Source organism: Larsenimonas salina, assembly GCF_023736155.1.
Classification (GTDB): Bacteria; Pseudomonadota; Gammaproteobacteria; order Pseudomonadales; family Halomonadaceae; genus Larsenimonas; species Larsenimonas salina.
The window spans coordinates 141243-158186 of record NZ_JAMLJJ010000002.1 but is presented as its reverse complement, the minus strand read 5'-3'; the positions used below and the strand labels follow the sequence as shown (position 1 = coordinate 158186).

The window sequence follows — 16944 nt, the reverse complement described above, 5'->3', positions numbered from 1 at the left end:
ATTCCCCAACAGGTTCGAGTGCGTGGTCGCACTCTGCGTATAACAAATCGGAAGGGGATCAACGTCCGATGAATACAGAATCAGTCGCCTCGGCCGGGCGCCACTATGGCAGCGCGCCCTGCAATTATGGTAGCGCCCCCTGCAATGCTGGCCGCTGACCTTCTCGCTCCTTATAATGGCCGGGCTATGGATCGCTCCATCCATCCTGGCATGACCGCCTCCCCAAACGACGGACTGCGTTTTTCATGAAGTTTTTCAGACGTTTCGTTTTCCGAACTCTCTTCTTTGTGCTGTCTTTAACGGCAGGCGTCGCCCTGTCTGTAACCGGCGCCGCGATATACTTTGCCCCCGGCCTGCCCGATGTTCATCAGCTGCAGGACTACCAGCTCGAGATGCCGCTGAGGGTGTTTACCGACGACGGCAAGATGATCGGCGAGTTCGGCTCACAGCGTCGTCAACTGGTGCACTACGATGACATGCCCAAGGAAATGGTTGAGGCCCTGATGGCCGCCGAGGACTCCGGATTCTTCCACCACCCGGGCATCGATCCCAAGGGACTTCTGCGCGCCTTCGTGCAACTTGGCGTCAGCGGCGACATCCAGTCCGGCGGCAGCACCATTACCATGCAGGTGGCGCGAAACTATCTGCTGACTCTCGATCAGACCTTCACCCGCAAGATTCGGGAAATCCTGCTGTCGCTTCAGATGGAACAAATTCTGAGCAAGCAGCAAATCATGGAGCTTTACGTCAACAAGATTTATCTGGGTCAGGGTGCCTACGGCATTGGCGCGGCCTCCCAGACCTACTTCGACAAGCCCATTGGCGAGCTGTCCCTGCCCCAGATGGCAACCATTGCGGGCCTGCCGAAAGCGCCCTCAAGCCTGAACCCGGTTTCAAACCCGAGCCGCTCGCTGATTCGCCGCAACTGGATTCTGCTGCGCATGAAGGAACTCGGGTACATCGACGATGCGCGCTATCAGAAAGCCGTCAACACACCGATCGAAGTGGCGCGTCACGAAGACGATACCGACGTCAAGGCGCCCTATATTGCCGAGATGGCGCGTCAATACGCCGTGGAGCATTTCGGCAACAAGGCCTACACCGGCGGCTATCAAATCACCACCACCATCGACAGCAAACAGCAGACCGAAGCCCGCCAGGCACTGGTCAAGGGATTGATCGACTACGATACCCGCCATGGCTGGCGCGGCGTGGAGCGAAAGGACATTCCCCAGCGGCTGGCCGAGGCCCAAAGCAGCACCGACCGACGCGGCCTCGAAGAGGAGCTCTCGGCCTCGCCTGAAGTCGAGCAAACCGCACGTCAGGCCGCCGAGCGCAGCCAGACCACGGTCTCGGGCATTGATGGCGATGTCAGTAACTGGGTCAATGTGCTGGAAGATACGCCCACCTACGGCCCGCTCGAACCGGCTATCGTCATCAATAACGACGGCAAGCAGATGCGCGTTCTGACCAAGCGAAACGGCGTCGTTACCCTGCCCTGGCAAGGGCTCAGCTGGGCACGCGAATTCAAGAGCACCAAGTGGCGCGGCCCGGCACCGACATCGGCCAGCGACATCGCCCATCGAGGCGACCTGATTCGCGTCATGAAGCAGGAGGATCACTGGCGCCTGGCGCAGGTGCCCGACGCCGAATCCGCCATTGTGGTGCTCGACCCACAAAGTGGTGCCGTGCGCGCACTTCAAGGCGGTTTCAATTTCCGACACAGCGAGTTCAACCGCGCCACACAGGCACGCCGCCAGGCAGGCTCGAACTTCAAGCCGTTCATCTATTTGAGCGCATTGGAAAATGGCGGCATGACGCCCGGCACCATCATCAACGACGCGCCCATCGTGCAAGGGGGGCCGAAAGATGGCTGGCGCCCGGAGAACGCCGAGCGTAACTTCCTCGGCCCGACCCGGCTCCGCGTTGGTCTTTATAGATCCCGCAACCTGGTGTCGGTCAGAACGCTCGACGCCACAGGGATCGACGTCACGATCCAACTGCTCGAGAAGATGGGCTTCAAGAAGGAACAGCTTCCCCACGGTCTGTCGCTTGCGCTTGGCAGCGCGTCCATCAGCCCGCTGGAGCTTGCACGAGGCTATGCCGAGATTGCCAACGGCGGCTACCGCATCACGCCCTGGTTCATCCAGCGTGTTCAAAAAGGCGATGACGGCGAGAACCTCCTGGACACCACGCCCGCGCCGGTAGCGTGCCCTGAATGCGACCCGACCCAGAACACGGTCGAGTTCAACGGTCGTCTTCATCCGGTCGCCGAACGCATCGCCTCCGAGGACGCGGTCTACATGCTGAGAAGCATGATGGAAGACGTCATCAATAAGGGCACCGGCCACGCCGCCCAGTCCCTTGGTCGCGATGACCTTGCCGGCAAGACCGGCACCAGCAACGATCAGCGCGACGCCTGGTTCTCAGGCTTCAACAGTGACCTCGTGGCCTCTGTCTGGGTGGGCAAGGATTCCAACGAGACCACCGGCGAGTACGGCGCTCAAGCCGCACTTCCGATCTGGATGGACTTCATGGGCAAGGCGCTTTCAGGGACACCTTCAGCAAAGATGCCGCGTCCGGACGACATCGTGACCGCGCGCATCGACCCGACCACCGGCAAGCGTCTTCATGACGGCGACCCCGGCGGCGTGTCCGAAATCTTTCCCAAGGATCGCCTGCCGCCCTATCAGGAGCGCGCCGTACAGCCGGAACTCGAAGACCAGAGCGGGTCTCAGGGCACCGGCAGCTATGACGCCATTTTCTGATCACGCCACGCCACCGCCGTTTACGGCGGTGGCGGTCTTCTCTCAAAAGATACCGATGCCATGCTAAAGCCTTTACCCCATCATGCCCTGCCAGGCTTATGGCTCGTTGTCGCCGGCCTGGGCGTGGCCGCCTCATCGGCGCATGCCGAAGACAATTTGTTCTACGCCCCACCGCCTGCGGCCGATGAAAGCAGCGGCATCAGCGGCAAGGCAGAGCTCGGCTACACCAGCCTTTCCGGCAACAGCAACAGTGAAACACTGCTCGCCAAGGGCTCGTTGAGCTGGTACACGGGCCCCTGGACGCGCACGCTCAGAGCCGAAACAAAACGCGTCGAGGACAGCGGCAACGTCAGCACGGAAGAGTATCTGCTTGGGGCCCGCCAACGGTTGTCGCTCGAAGGCCCGCACTATCTTTTCAACCTGGCGCGCTGGAACAAGGAGCGCTTTTCGGGGTATGACTACCAGGCCACGGTCATCGCGGGCTACGGTCGTCAAATTCTTGATTCAAGCCCCCACCATCTGTCGCTCGAGACCGGACCGGGCTATCGCCGAGATGCCTGGGAAAGCGGCAGCGACCGCGACCTTCTGGTGGCCTACGGGGCACTGGACTACGAATACGAGCTGTCCGAAAGCGCCACCTTCGAGCAACAGCTCTCGACCGAGGCCACGATCGACAACGTTATCTCGCGCTCCTATAGCGCCATTTCCGTGCCGCTCAATGACAATCTGGCACTGAAATTTTCCCATGAAATCAAAAACAACAGTAATCCGCCCGACGAGGCCGATGTGGATACCGACACCACGACCGCCGCTTCGATTCTTTACAATTTTTGATCATTGCTTGCGCGTGACCACGATAGAGTACCGAGGACGATGGACTGCATGTCTGTCCAAACCTCAATCCGTACTTACTTGCCTTCGTGTAGAGACCACCCATGATCACCCGCGTCACGCGCTTTTATCTGACCACACTCTCCTTCATGACGCTGAGCCTGATGCTCGCCGCTCCGTCCGCCTCCGCTCGTGATGACATCGATTTTTCGGACACCTTTCAATCCATCGACCATCATGACCAGGACGGCTTCGATGGCAGCGCCGAACTGGGCTATACCCGACTGACCGGCAACAGCGAAAGCGAGACTCTGCTGGCAAAGCTCACCGGCACCTGGTATCGCGATGCCTGGACCTATAGCCTTCACGGCGAGACCACCAGCGCAAGCGAAGACGGCGAACAATCTGCCGAGGAATATATTCTTTCCGGCCGCTCGCGCTATAACCTCGACATCGACAACTACCTCTTCGGCCTGCTGCGCTGGGACAAGGACCGCTTCAGCGGCTATGACTCCCAGACGACGCTTGCCGGCGGCTATGGTCGACAACTGCTCGACACCGACACTCAGTCCCTGACCCTCGAGGCGGGCCCCGGTGTTCGCCACGACATCTACAACAATGGCGATGTCGAAAATCTGCCGCTGGCGTATGGGGCCGTCGATTACAAATGGAAAGTGTCCGATACGGCTGCCTTCCTGCAGGACTTCACCGCAGAAGGCACTCGTGAGAACGTGATCGGCCGCTCGAGCACGGCCTTGCAGGTGGCCATCAACGACACGCTGTCGCTCAAGGTCTCCTACGACATCGAGCACAACACCAACCCGCCGGAAGACGCCGAAGAGCAGACCGACACCAAGACAGCGGTCTCACTGGTGTATGGCGTCTGATACCCAAGCCATCTGACACGAGCCCATCGTCCAGCCATGAAAAAGCCCGCCTAATGGCGGGCTTTTCGATAAAGGCGTCATCGGCTCGGTTTATGAGGCGTAGACGTCTTCGATGCGCTTTAGCGGGTAGTGCGCCGGGAACGGCTTGGTCGCGACCCCTGAATCGACCGCGGCCTGGGCAACGGCGCTCGACACGCGATCAAGCAAACGCGCATCAAGCGGCGTTGGAATGATGTAGCCCGGGCCAAACTCGAGTGATTCCACCTCATAGGCATCGAGCACTGCCTGAGTCACCGGCTCGCGCGCCAGATCCTTGAGCGCGTGCACGGCCGCCACTTTCATGTCCTCGTTGATCTCACTCGCCCGCACATCCAGCGCGCCCCGGAAGATGAACGGGAACCCGAGCACGTTATTGACCTGATTCGGATAGTCCGAGCGGCCTGTAGCCATGATCACGTCATCACGGGCCGCGTGCGCAACGTCTGGATGAATTTCCGGGTCCGGATTTGAGCAAGCGAACACCACAGGCGTTGCCGCCATGGTTTTAAGCTGCTCGGCGCTCAGAAGGTTCGGCCCGGACAGCCCGAGAAACACATCCGCCCCGTCAATGGCATCACTTAACGTGCGCTGTTCGGTCTCGGTGGCGAACATGGCCTTGTACGGGTTCAGATCGGCACGCCCGGAATGAATAACGCCCTTGCTGTCGAGCATCGTCATGTTCTCGGCGCGCGCACCGCAGGCGATCAAGAGCTTCATACAGGCAATCGCCGCCGATCCCGCGCCGAGACAGACGATCCTGGCCGACTCGATGTGCTTGCCGGCAATCGACAGCGCGTTCAACAGTCCAGCAGCCGTCACGATCGCGGTGCCATGCTGGTCATCATGAAAGACCGGGATACTGCACCGCTCCTTGAGCGCCTGTTCGATCTCGAAACACTCGGGCGCCTTGATGTCCTCAAGATTGATGCCACCGAAGGTATCGGCAATACGTGCCACGGTATCGATGAACGCCTGCGGGCTTTCCGAGTCGACTTCGATGTCGATGGCATTGATGCCGGCAAAGCGCTTGAACAGCACCCCCTTGCCTTCCATGACCGGCTTGCTGGCAAGCGGCCCGAGATTGCCAAGCCCGAGAATGGCCGAGCCGTTGGAGATGACCGCGACAAGGTTGCCCTTGCCGGTATAGAGGTAGGCGTTTTCGGGATCCTTGGCGATTTCACGGACCGGCTCCGCCACGCCCGGGCTATACGCCAGTGCCAAATGCTTCGACGTTACCGTCGGCTTGGTCACTTCGATGGAAAGTTTTCCCGGAATCGGCTTGGCATGGTAGTCCAGTGCCGCTTGCTTTTTTGAATCGCTCATAGAGGTCGTCGCCTGCTTGTCGTCGCGTTTGTCAGTTCAGAATATATGAAAACACCACACGGCAACAACTTCGCTAACTTACCGCCACAAAAGGATTTTTACCCATCAGAAGAGCGTTATGAGTGCCCTCCCCAGCCATAACGACGACCTTATCGAACGCCTCTTTTTGAACGTTAAAAAAGCACGTTCACGATTATTTGGGCATAAAAAAACCCGCCATCGGCGGGTTTTTCAGACAGAGCCTTTCGTGCTCACGTCTTAGCCACGCTTCATCGCAGCACCGAAACGCTTGTTGAAGCGCTCGACGCGGCCACCGGTGGTCGCCTGTTTCTGCTTGCCGGTGTAGAACGGGTGGCACTGAGAGCAAACGTCGAGAGAGAACTCGCCCTTGGATGTGGTGCCGATGTCAAAAGTGGCGCCGCAGGAGCAGGTGACGTTTACGTGATTGTATTCAGGATGAATAGACTGTTTCATGGTGTTGACCTCGTCGAATATGCCGCCACCTGATCGATATGCCAGGCACCGCATACGTCAATTGGAAGATAAAGGTCCCGGTCTGCAGGATGCCATCTCGCGTGGAGTATGTTTTACTCGTGCAGACCCAGAAGGCCGCATAGTCTAGCAGCTCTTATTCCCCGAGGCCACATCTTTGCAACAGCCCGCCACCGCCGCACGCATCCTCGAGATCGCGGTACCGACGCCCCTGAGACGCACCTTCGATTACCTGCCGGGACCACACGCGCCGGCCAATGGCTGGCACGCCGGCATGCGCGTCAAGATAAGCTTCGGCCATCGCGACGCCGTCGGCATCGTTGTTGCCACCAAATCCGAAAGCGTCCTGCCTGCCGGCAAGCTCAAGGCCATCAAGGACGTGATCGACCAGGCGCCGCTGCCGGCGGACTGGCTGGCGCTGTGTCGGTTTACCGCGCGCTATTATCAGCACAGCCTTGGCGACACACTCTTTCAGGCTCTGCCGGTTCTGTTGCGCCAGGGACGCGCGCTGGAAGCCCGCACGCGAGAGCGATGGTCGCTGACCGCCAAGGGGCACGCCACCACCGCCGATGCACTGGGCCGAGCCTATAAACAGGCCGAACTTCTCGAGATGCTGCGTCTTCACCGGCATGGGATGGTGTCCTCGGCGATCACGGCGCAGGGTTTTACCCGAGCACAGCTGGACGCATTAAGTGCCAAGGGGCTGATCGAGGGTGCTGTCGAGCAAGCCATTGCGCCGGCACGTGAGCACAGCGACATCCTCGCCGAGCCCTCGCTTACGCTCAATCGTGAGCAGACCGACGCGCTCGCCACCCTCCACACGGGGCTTGGAACCTTCTTTCCCACGCTGCTTCACGGGGTGACCGGCAGCGGCAAGACCGAGGTCTACCTTCAGCTGATCGACGCCGTACTGCGGCGCCAGCAGCAGGCACTGGTACTGATTCCCGAGATCGGCCTGACGCCTCAGACGCTCACCCGCTTCGAGCGTCGGTTCAGCGTGCCTATCGTGACGCTGCATTCCGGCATGAACGACGCCGAGCGGCTGGACGCCTGGGAAGCCGCCCGTGCCGGGCGCGCCCGAATCATCATAGGGACCCGCTCGGCGATCTTTACGCCCATGGCCGCGCCTGGGGTGATCATTGTCGACGAGGAGCACGACGACTCCTTCAAACAGCAGGACGGACTTCGCTACCACGCCCGCGACCTGGCGCTCTTTCGCGCCCAGACGCATGACATCCCCGTAGTGCTCGGCAGCGCCACACCTTCGCTGACCACGCTCAATCATGCGCGCCAGGGGCGCTACCACCACATTCACCTGCGCCAACGTGCGGGCGAAAGCGCTCAGGCCGCGCTCGAACTGCTGGACGTACGCGCTCGGCCGCTGGAAGGCGGATTATGCCCGCAAGCGCTCGAGGCAATTTCAGCACAGCTCGAGCAAAAGCGTCAGGTGCTTATCTTCATCAACCGGCGCGGTTACGCCCCAACGCTTTCGTGCCACCAGTGCGGGTGGCTGGCCGAGTGTCCGCGTTGCGATGCACGCCTGACGCTACACCGTCACCCGCCACAGCTGATCTGTCATCACTGCGACTACCATACCCGCCTGCCGGATGCCTGCCCCTCGTGTGCAAGCGCCGATCTGCGCCCGCTCGGCAGCGGCACCGAGCGCACCGAAGACGCGCTCGTCAGCGCGTTCCCCGAGACCCCGGTCATTCGCGTCGACCGCGACAGCACCCGACGCAAGGACGCACTAAGCCAGACGTTCGAGAAAATTCACAAGGGCGAGCCGTGCCTGCTGGTCGGTACCCAAATGCTCGCCAAGGGCCACCATTTCCCACACATCACGCTGGTGGTCGTAGTCAACGCCGATGGCGGGCTCTACAGCGCCGACTTTCGCGCACTCGAAACCAGCGCGCAGCTGCTGACGCAGGTCGCCGGACGCGCTGGCCGCGCCGAGCATCCGGGGCGGGTACTGATTCAAACCCACCACCCGGACGATCAGAACCTGCTGTGTTTGGTGCAGGAAGGCTACGACACCCTGGCCGACAATCTGCTCGAAGAGCGACGCCAGGCCCAGCTCCCGCCGTTCAGGCACATGGTGCTGCTGCGCGGTGAAAGCGCCCACCTCGATCTGCTCACGACCGTGCTTGAGACGGTGAGCCAAGAGCTTCGCGCCTGGCTTGGCGAACACGCACGCCCCGTCGACTGCCTAGGCCCGGTGCCGGCGCCCATGGAGCGCCGCCAGGGGCGCTATCACATGCACCTGATGCTGATGAGCGCGCACCGAGCGCCGCTCCACGACGCGGCGGCATGGCTTGCCAATACCCTTGAGCACCGGCCCGAGGCGCGTCGATTCAAGTGGTCACTGGACGTCGATCCGGTGGGACTTGATTGAGCGCAGGCTTTGACACAGCGGCTGCTTGATTGATAATGGCGGGTTCTCGAACCCGATACTGCGGCCATGGCACACCGGTCATGGCGCATCTGCCGTCATTTCTGACACCACAGGTGAGTCGGCCTCACCAGGACCTTTGATCGAATTCCATGAAAGAGACGATTCTCGCACTGCTTACCGCCGCGCTCGACGCCCTCAAGGAACGCGGAACACTGCCCGCCGATGTAGCGCCTGACATCAAGATCGAAGCGACCAAGGACAAGGCGCACGGCGATTACGCCACCAATCTGGCGCTGATGCTTTCAAAGCCCGCGGGGCTTAAACCGCGCGAGCTGGCTCAGGCCCTGATCGATGCCCTGCCTGAAAGCCAGGCCATCTCGCAGGTCGACATCGCAGGTCCGGGCTTTATCAACTTCTTTGCCAACACCGAGGCCGCCGCGGAAATCATCCGCACCGTACTCGATGAGGGCGAGCGCTTCGGTCACAACACCCAGGGCAATGACGAAGCCGTGCAGGTCGAATTCGTCTCGGCCAACCCGACCGGCCCACTGCACGTGGGCCACGGTCGCGGTGCGGCCATCGGTGACAGCCTCTGCCGGCTGCTCGCCGTCAACGGCTACAACGTTACCCGCGAGTTCTATTACAACGACGCCGGCGCCCAGATCGACAATCTGGCGCTGTCGGTGGCCGCTCGGGTCAAGGGGCTCGAGCCCTCCGATCCCGCCTGGCCGCAGGACGGCTACCGCGGTGAGTACATCAAGGACGTCGCCCGCGCCTACTTGAACGGCGAGACCGTCAAGGCCGGCGACCGCGAGACCACCGCCAAGGGTGACCGTGACGACATACAGGCTATTCGCGAGTTCGCGGTGGCGTACCTTCGCCGCGAACAGGATCTGGACCTGCGGGCGTTCGGCGTCGAGTTCGACGTCTACTTCCTCGAATCCTCGCTCTACCGCGATGGCAAGGTCGAGGCCACCGTCGAGCGCTTGATCGACAACGGCTACACCTACGAATCCGATGGCGCACTGTGGCTCAAGACCACCGAGTTCGGCGATGACAAGGACCGCGTCATGCGCAAGCGTGAAGGCGGCTACACCTACTTCCTGCCGGACGTCGCCTACCACCACGACAAGTGGAACCGCGGCTTCAAGACGGTCATCAACGAACAGGGCGCCGACCACCACTCAACGATCACCCGCGTGCGCGCAGGCCTTCAAGCGCTTGAGACCGGCATCCCCGAAGGCTTTCCGGAGTACGTACTTCACCAGATGGTGCTGGTCACCCGCTCAGGCGTTGAGGTCAAGATTTCGAAACGCGCCGGCAGCTACGTCACGCTTCGTGACCTGATCGATGAGGTGGGCCGCGACGCCACGCGCTACTTCCTGATCGCGCGCGCCGCCACGTCTCAGATGACGTTTGACATCGATCTGGCCCGCTCCCAGACCAATGACAACCCGGTCTACTACATCCAATACGCCCACGCCCGCGTATGCAGCGTGCTGCGCAAGGCCGAGCGTGAAGGCGTGCCGTTCGATCAAGCACGCGGGCTTGCACAGCTGTCGCTTTTGACCGAGGAACGCGAGAAGGATCTGATGAATCGACTCGCCGCCTATCCGGAACTGATCGCCCGCGCCGCCAGGGCGCGTGAGCCGTATCAGGTCGCGCAGTACCTGCAGGAGCTGGCCGGCGAGTTCCATTCCTACTACAACGCGGTGAAGGTCATGGTCGAGGACGACGCGCTCAGGGATGCGCGTTTGACGCTGGGCGTTGCCGTACGGCAGGTCCTGGCCAACGGCCTTGGCATTCTGGGAGTCAGCGCCCCCGAGGAGATGTAAATGGCTCGCACGCCCAGTAAGAAAAGCGCCCCCCAGTCACGCAAGGGGGCGTCCAGCCGCGGCGCTCAGAAGAAAAAGCCGATTACCGGCCCGTTGATCCCGGGCTGGCTCTGGGCGGCCTTCGGCATCGTCGGCGGCTTCATCTTCGCCTACTACCTGATGCACGACGACGGCAGCCAGACAGCCCCGGCCAAACCGTCGGAGCCAGCCTCGGTCATCGCGAAACCGGTCGATAGAAGTGCGGCGAAAAACGCGGCGTCTTCTGATGCCTCCGAAAGTGGCGACGACGGGGAAAAAATGCCTTCGTTCGATTTCTACACGCTGCTGCCGGAAACCGAAGTGGTCGCGCCTGACGTCAAAACCTATCGTTCGACGCCTAAAACGCCCGAGCCTGACCCGAGCGAGCAGGCGCAGACGACGCAAAAGCGTACGGAAAAGCCCACGGCAAACCTCGAGTCCGGGCAGACCTATTTGCTTCAGGCCGCCTCGTTTCAGTCCAAAAAGGACGCACAGAAGCTTGCCGACAAGCTCAAGAACCTTGGCATCATCATTCAGCTCACCACCGTCACCACGGCAGACAACACCACCTGGTACCGCGTTCAGGCCGGCCCCTACAAGGACGGCAACGAGCTTGCACGTGCTCAGGGCCTGATGCAGACCCAGGGCATTACGCCGCTGGTCATGAAACAGAAATGACCCGGGTGGGGCCATCGCCCCACCCTCGGCTTGAGTTCCGGGTACATCGACCTCATCTAGGGGAGACACGCATCTCCCATGGCGCAGCAACGCGTCAAAGTCACCAGGGGACATCCCCCTTTTATCCGGAGTTCTTATGACCACGATCGTATCCGTTCGCCGCGGCGACAAAGTGGCCCTGGCGGGCGATGGTCAAGTCTCTCTTGGCAATACCGTCATGAAAGGCAACGCCAGCAAGGTCCGCCGCCTGTATCGCAATCAGGTGCTGGCAGGCTTCGCCGGCGGCACCGCCGACGCCTTCACCCTGTTCGAACACTTCGAAGCGCAGCTTGAAAAGTATCAGGGGCATCTGACCAAGGCCGCCGTGGAACTGGCCAAGGAATGGCGCACCGACCGCGCTTTGCGTCGTCTCGAAGCCATGCTTGCCGTGGCCGACAAGAACGCCTCGCTGATCATCACCGGCACCGGTGACGTCCTCGAACCCGAGCACGGCATCATCACCATCGGCTCCGGCGGGCACTACGCCAATGCCTCCGCGCGCGCGCTTTTGGACAACACAGATCTGTCCGCCCGCGAAATCACCGAGAAAAGCCTGACCATTGCCGCAGACATCTGCGTCTACACCAATCACAACATCACTCTCGAAGCTCTGGACTAAGCCGATGACCGAACAGATGACGCCCCGTGAAATCGTCCACGCGCTGGACCAATACATCGTCGGCCAGGGCGACGCCAAACGTGCCGTGGCCATCGCACTTCGTAACCGCTGGCGCCGGATGCAGCTCGATGAAGACCTGCGCGCCGAAGTGGTGCCGAAAAACATTCTGATGATCGGCCCGACGGGCGTGGGCAAGACCGAAATTGCCCGTCGCCTTGCAAAACTCGCCGGCGCTCCGTTCATCAAGGTCGAGGCCACCAAGTTTACCGAGGTGGGCTACGTCGGCCGTGACGTCGAATCCATCATTCGAGATTTGGTCGAGATGGCGATGAAGCTCGTTCGCGAGCAGGCCAAGAAGCAGGTCGAGCACAAGGCCGAAGACGCCGCCGAAGAGCGCATTCTCGATGCCCTGCTTCCGCCGGCGCGCGGCAGCGAATACGACAACGGCGGCAAGCAGGACAGCACCACGCGCCAGACCTTCCGCAAGAAGCTGCGTGAAGGCCAGCTCGATGACAAGGAAATAGACATCGAACTGACGCCTCAGGGCCAGGGCATCGATCTGATGACCCCGCCGGGCATGGAAGAGATGACCAGCCAGCTGCAGAACCTGTTTTCCAACATGGGCAAACAGCAAAGCGAAACCAAGCGCATGAGCGTCAAGGAAGCCTTGAAACTCGTACGCGACGAGGAAGCGGCGAAGCTGGTCAATGATGAGGACCTGAAAGCCCGCGCCATCGACTCGGTCGAGCAGAACGGCATCGTGTTCGTCGATGAGATCGACAAGGTCGCCAAACGCAGCGAATCCGGCGGCGATGTTTCGCGTGAAGGCGTTCAGCGCGACCTGCTGCCGCTGATCGAAGGTTCAACGGTCTCGACCAAGCACGGCATGGTGCGCACCGACCACATTCTCTTCATCGCTTCGGGCGCGTTCCACCTCTCCAAGCCCTCGGATCTCATTCCGGAGCTTCAGGGCCGTCTACCGATTCGCGTCGAGCTTTCCGCGCTCACGCCGGACGACTTCAAGCGCATTCTGACCGAGCCGTCCGCGTCGCTGACCCGTCAGTACGAGTCACTGATGAACACCGAAGGGCTCCAGGTGGAATTCACCGAAGAAGGCATCGACCGCATCGCCCAGATCGCCTATCAGGTGAATGAAGGCACCGAAAACATCGGCGCGCGCCGCCTGCATACCGTCATGGAACGTTTGCTCGAGGAGGCACTGTTCGAAGGCAGCGACATGCAAGGCCCGCTGACCATCGACGCCACCTACGTCGAGGACCGCCTTGGCGACCTGGCCCGCGATGACGATCTCTCGCGCTATATTCTATAAGCCGCCGCGCCCCGCTCACTGCGGGGCGCACCTCGAACGTGGTAGAGGAGACCGATCATGACCGAGCCCACCCTGACCCATGTCCACTACCGCCGTGAAGATCGTGTTCTGGATCTCACCTTCAGCGATGGCCATCACTACGCTCTGAGCGCCGAGTATCTGCGTGTCCACTCGCCGTCTGCCGAGGTCAAGGGCCATGGCGCAGGCCAGGAAGTTCTTCAGGTCGGCAAGAAGAACGTCGGGCTGACCGACATCACTCCCGCCGGGCATTACGCCCTGAAGCTACATTTCGATGACGACCATGACAGCGGGCTTTATACCTTTGAGTACCTGCTGGAACTTGCGCTTCACGAAGAGCAGTATTGGGCACGCTATCTCGAACGTCTCGAGAAGGCCGGCCAGACACGTCAGCCGATGTCGATCTCGATTAAGCAGCTTTGAGGCTCACGCCAAAGACAAAATCCGCCGTGGACGCTACAATGCAATCCGCCATCGGCCCCGGCCATCACGCACGCCTCCGGGCAGCCGTCACCTTCTGGCCTTTATCTTTTTGAGGAAAGCATGGATAAGCGAACCACGGACTTTGGCTACGAAAAGGTGGCCTTCGAGGAAAAAGCCGGACGAGTGGCCGATGTCTTTCACTCCGTCGCCTCACGCTATGACACCATGAACGACCTGATGTCGATGGGCGTGCACCGCGTCTGGAAGCGCATCACCATCGAGCGCTCCGGCGTGCGCCGTGGGCACAAGGTGCTCGATATCGCAGGCGGTACCGGCGATCTCACCGCCAAGTTTTCAAAGCGTGTCGGCGATCAGGGCCAAGTGGTCCTTGCCGACATCAACAGTTCCATGCTCAACGTCGGCCGCGATAAGCTGACGGACCTGGGGCTTTGCAACAACATCGAATACGTACAGGCCAATGCCGAGGCATTGCCGTTTGAAAGCAACACGTTCGACTGCATCACCATCGCGTTCGGGCTTAGAAACGTGACCGACAAGGCCAAGGCGCTTCGCTCCATGGCGCGTGTCCTGAAACCCGGCGGTCGACTGCTGGTTCTGGAATTTTCCAAGCCGGTCAATCCCGTGTTCTCGAAAGTCTATGACGAGTACTCCTTCCGAGTACTGCCAAAGCTTGGTCAGTGGGTCGCTAACGACCCCGACTCCTACCGCTATCTGGCGGAATCGATTCGCATGCATCCGGATCAGGAGACCCTCAAGCACATGATGGAACAGGCAGGCCTCGAGCGCGTCGAATATACCAACCTGACCGGTGGCGTAGTGGCCTTGCATCGAGGCATCAAGCTCTGATCGGTCGATCCATGATTTCATGACGCAGTCTGGCTGCGCATCAGGCAAGAGTAAATCCATGACGTTACTGACTTCCGTGCTGCTTTCGGGCATGGAGAAAACCGTCAATCAGCTGTTGTCGCGTGACCCGGCAGCGGCCGAGCGACTCAATGCGCTGGCAGGGCTTCGCTTGGTGGTCTGCCTCGAACGCCCGAACATCAACACACGCATCAGCTTCGATCCGTACGGTATTCATCTGAGCACGCTGCGCCACGTGCAGGAAAAGGACGCCGACATCCTGCTTGAGCTGTCGCCGGAAACGCTTGCAAGCCTCATGGGCGGCGCCGACATCAAGTATCTGATGTTCTCCGGCAAGCTGGCCGCACGCGGTCAGGTGGCTCGGCTCGAAGCGGTTCGGGCGCTGTTCATGGATCTGGACGTCGACTGGGAAGGCGCACTGGTCGAATGGTTCGGTGAGGTACCGGCCCACAGCCTTGCCACCGGCATTAAAAGCATCGGTCAATTCGGCGTGCACTCCTCTCAGGCTCTTAGCCAGGACATCCAGGAATACATGCTTGAAGAGGCCCAGCTGATTGCCGGGCGATCCCAGTTCCATGTGGCTCGCGAGCATCTCACTCAGCTTCAGATCGCGATCGACCGGCTCGAGGCACGCGTAACCGCCGTTCAGAAAAAGCTTCCCGAAGGAGGAGCCTCTTCGTGAAATTCGTGCGGCTGATGCGCATTCTCTGGACCGTGGCCCGTTATCGGCTTGACGCACTGGTGCCGGCCGAACGCCTGCCGCACATCGTCCGGTTAATAATGACCGTATCGCCGCTCAAGCTGATTCCAAAGGGCCCGAAGTCCCGCGGAGAGCGCTTGCGACTCGCGCTCGAATCGCTCGGGCCCATCTTCATCAAATTCGGGCAGATGCTCTCGACCCGGCGCGATTTGCTCCCGCCGGATGTGGCCATCGAACTCAAGCGGCTGCAGGACCAGGTGCCGCCCTTCCCCAACGACGTTGCCCGCCAGACCGTTGAAGAGGAACTCGGTGCAAGCGTTGCCGACATCTTCGAAGAGTTCAGCCCTGACCCGCTGGCATCGGCCTCCATCGCCCAGGTGCATGTGGCGCGTCTTCACACCGGCGAAGCCGTTGTAGTGAAGATCATTCGACCCGGCATCGACCGGGTGATGCGAAGCGACATCCAGCTTCTCTATACCTTTGCACGACTGCTTTTGAAGGTCTGGCCCGAAGGCAAGCGCCTTCGCCCGGTCGAGGTAGTGCGCGACTACGAGTCGACCCTGTTCGATGAGCTCGATCTTTTAAAGGAGGCCGCCAACACCTCCCAGCTCAAGCGAAATTTCCTGCACTCACCGCTTCTGTATGTGCCAACCATTCACTGGTCCTTGAGCCGCAAGCGCGTCATGGTACAGGAGCGCATCGAGGGCATTCCGGTAGCTGAAACCGAATCGCTCAAGGCGCTCGGTATCGACCTGAAGAAGCTGGCCGAGCGAGGCGTGGAGATCTTTTTCACCCAGGTCTTTCGTGACAACTTCTTTCATGCCGACATGCATCCGGGCAACATCTTCGTCTCCGCCGAGCACCCGCATGACCCGCAGTTCATCGCGATCGACTGCGGCATCGTCGGCAGTTTGACCCGAGAAGATCAGGATTATCTGGCCCGTAATATCCTTGCGTTTTTCAGACAGGATTATTACGAAGTCGCAATGCTTCACATCGAGTCCGGCTGGGTGGGTGAAGATACCCGCGCCAACGAATTCGCCGCAGCCATTCGGGCCGTGTGTGAGCCGATTCTCGAAAAGCCGCTCAAGGATATCTCCTTCGGTCAAGTCTTGATGGGGCTTTTCCAGACGGCCCAACGCTTCAACATGGAAGTTCAGCCCCAGCTGGTACTGCTTCAGAAAACGCTTTTGAACATCGAAGGGCTCGGGCGCCAGCTTTATCCGGACCTTGACCTGTGGCACACCGCCAAACCCTTCCTCGAGCAGTGGATGAAAGAACGCGCAGGCCCCAAGGGGTTCTGGAGCGAGCTTCAAAAACAGGCGCCGGATCTCGTTCAACGCCTGCCCGGGCTTCCGGTACTGGCTCATCAGGCCCTGTCTCAGGTCGAAAGCGAGCGCAAGGAACGTCAGCAGCAGACCAAGGCACTGACCGAACTTCAGACCCAATTCACGATGGCTCGCAAGGGAACTCGAAAGCTCAAGGTCGGTCTCATCCTCATTGCCCTTGCGGTTGGATGGGCGCCTCTGATCGAGTGGGCCGAACAACAGCCTCCCGGCGTACTGATTGCCGGTGCCATTGGGCTTATACTGTTGCTCTGGCGCTAATGCCGAGTACGTTACCGGCCCCCGCCATTCACGCTAAACCGCGACATGTTTAACAGGGAT

General features: G+C 60.6%; 14 protein-coding genes. 12 read left to right on the top strand and 2 right to left on the bottom strand.

Going from position 1 to position 16944, the window contains the following annotated elements; genetic code table 11:
- Positions 1 to 245 precede the first annotated feature (245 nt).
- The 3 genes from NAT23_RS05990 (at position 246) to NAT23_RS05980 (ending at position 4486) form a co-directional block, all read left to right on the top strand.
- A complete protein-coding gene (locus tag NAT23_RS05990) occupies positions 246 to 2768 on the top strand; it encodes a penicillin-binding protein 1A (RefSeq protein ID WP_251926381.1) in 2523 nt (840 codons plus the stop codon).
- Positions 2769 to 2828: 60 nt separating this feature from the next.
- A complete protein-coding gene (locus NAT23_RS05985; protein ID WP_251592648.1) occupies positions 2829 to 3602 on the top strand; it encodes a DUF481 domain-containing protein in 774 nt (257 codons plus the stop codon).
- 101 nt (positions 3603 to 3703) lie between these two features.
- Complete coding sequence (locus NAT23_RS05980; protein WP_251926380.1) at positions 3704 to 4486, top strand: DUF481 domain-containing protein; 783 nt, start codon at positions 3704 to 3706, stop codon at positions 4484 to 4486.
- Positions 4487 to 4576: 90 nt separating this feature from the next.
- On the opposite strand, the gene NAT23_RS05975 is transcribed toward NAT23_RS05980, so the two are convergent.
- Together NAT23_RS05975 and rpmE are read right to left on the bottom strand one after the other, a co-directional pair.
- Complete coding sequence (locus NAT23_RS05975; protein WP_251926378.1) at positions 4577 to 5848, bottom strand: malic enzyme-like NAD(P)-binding protein; 1272 nt, start codon at positions 5846 to 5848, stop codon at positions 4577 to 4579.
- Between the two features lie 258 nt (positions 5849 to 6106).
- A complete protein-coding gene (gene rpmE / locus NAT23_RS05970) occupies positions 6107 to 6322 on the bottom strand; it encodes a 50S ribosomal protein L31 (protein WP_251592653.1) in 216 nt (71 codons plus the stop codon).
- A 175-nt stretch (positions 6323 to 6497) separates the two neighbouring features.
- On the opposite strand from rpmE, the gene NAT23_RS05965 reads away from it, so the two are divergent.
- From NAT23_RS05965 to ubiB, 9 genes are all read left to right on the top strand, one after another.
- Positions 6498 to 8732, top strand: a complete 2235-nt coding sequence (locus NAT23_RS05965; RefSeq protein ID WP_251926376.1) for a primosomal protein N' — start codon at positions 6498 to 6500, stop codon at positions 8730 to 8732.
- Positions 8733 to 8881: 149 nt separating this feature from the next.
- Positions 8882 to 10567: an arginine--tRNA ligase gene (gene argS, locus NAT23_RS05960; RefSeq protein ID WP_251926374.1), complete on the top strand. Its 1686-nt coding sequence runs from the start codon at positions 8882 to 8884 to the stop codon at positions 10565 to 10567.
- Positions 10568 to 11263: an SPOR domain-containing protein gene (locus tag NAT23_RS05955; protein ID WP_251926372.1), complete on the top strand. Its 696-nt coding sequence runs from the start codon at positions 10568 to 10570 to the stop codon at positions 11261 to 11263.
- Between the two features lie 136 nt (positions 11264 to 11399).
- Positions 11400 to 11921, top strand: coding sequence for an ATP-dependent protease subunit HslV (gene hslV, locus NAT23_RS05950; RefSeq protein WP_251592660.1), 522 nt, complete (start codon positions 11400 to 11402; stop codon positions 11919 to 11921).
- Between the two features lie 4 nt (positions 11922 to 11925).
- Positions 11926 to 13251: an ATP-dependent protease ATPase subunit HslU gene (gene hslU / locus NAT23_RS05945; protein WP_251926369.1), complete on the top strand. Its 1326-nt coding sequence runs from the start codon at positions 11926 to 11928 to the stop codon at positions 13249 to 13251.
- A gap of 57 nt (positions 13252 to 13308) precedes the next feature.
- Positions 13309 to 13692, top strand: a complete 384-nt coding sequence (locus tag NAT23_RS05940; protein ID WP_251926367.1) for a gamma-butyrobetaine hydroxylase family protein — start codon at positions 13309 to 13311, stop codon at positions 13690 to 13692.
- A gap of 120 nt (positions 13693 to 13812) precedes the next feature.
- Positions 13813 to 14559, top strand: a complete 747-nt coding sequence (gene ubiE / locus NAT23_RS05935; protein WP_251592666.1) for a bifunctional demethylmenaquinone methyltransferase/2-methoxy-6-polyprenyl-1,4-benzoquinol methylase UbiE — start codon at positions 13813 to 13815, stop codon at positions 14557 to 14559.
- Positions 14560 to 14617: 58 nt separating this feature from the next.
- Positions 14618 to 15259, top strand: coding sequence for a ubiquinone biosynthesis accessory factor UbiJ (locus tag NAT23_RS05930; protein ID WP_251926365.1), 642 nt, complete (start codon positions 14618 to 14620; stop codon positions 15257 to 15259).
- Positions 15256 to 16884 carry a ubiquinone biosynthesis regulatory protein kinase UbiB gene (gene ubiB / locus NAT23_RS05925; RefSeq protein ID WP_350028315.1) on the top strand — a complete coding sequence of 543 codons (1629 nt, stop codon included), beginning with the start codon at positions 15256 to 15258 and terminating at the stop codon, positions 16882 to 16884. Before NAT23_RS05930 ends, ubiB begins: the two co-directional genes overlap by 4 nt.
- The last annotated feature ends 60 nt before the right edge of the window (positions 16885 to 16944 follow it).

Coding starts and splice junctions, on each gene's coding strand:
- NAT23_RS05990 (WP_251926381.1), top strand. CDS start 246: ATGAAGTTTTTCAGACGTTTCGTTTTCCGAACTCTCTTCTTTGTGCTG.
- NAT23_RS05985 (WP_251592648.1), top strand. CDS start 2,829: ATGCTAAAGCCTTTACCCCATCATGCCCTGCCAGGCTTATGGCTCGTT.
- NAT23_RS05980 (WP_251926380.1), top strand. CDS start 3,704: ATGATCACCCGCGTCACGCGCTTTTATCTGACCACACTCTCCTTCATG.
- NAT23_RS05975 (WP_251926378.1), bottom strand. CDS start 5,848: ATGAGCGATTCAAAAAAGCAAGCGGCACTGGACTACCATGCCAAGCCG.
- rpmE (WP_251592653.1), bottom strand. CDS start 6,322: ATGAAACAGTCTATTCATCCTGAATACAATCACGTAAACGTCACCTGC.
- argS (WP_251926374.1), top strand. CDS start 8,882: ATGAAAGAGACGATTCTCGCACTGCTTACCGCCGCGCTCGACGCCCTC.
- NAT23_RS05955 (WP_251926372.1), top strand. CDS start 10,568: ATGGCTCGCACGCCCAGTAAGAAAAGCGCCCCCCAGTCACGCAAGGGG.
- hslV (WP_251592660.1), top strand. CDS start 11,400: ATGACCACGATCGTATCCGTTCGCCGCGGCGACAAAGTGGCCCTGGCG.
- hslU (WP_251926369.1), top strand. CDS start 11,926: ATGACCGAACAGATGACGCCCCGTGAAATCGTCCACGCGCTGGACCAA.
- NAT23_RS05940 (WP_251926367.1), top strand. CDS start 13,309: ATGACCGAGCCCACCCTGACCCATGTCCACTACCGCCGTGAAGATCGT.
- ubiE (WP_251592666.1), top strand. CDS start 13,813: ATGGATAAGCGAACCACGGACTTTGGCTACGAAAAGGTGGCCTTCGAG.
- NAT23_RS05930 (WP_251926365.1), top strand. CDS start 14,618: ATGACGTTACTGACTTCCGTGCTGCTTTCGGGCATGGAGAAAACCGTC.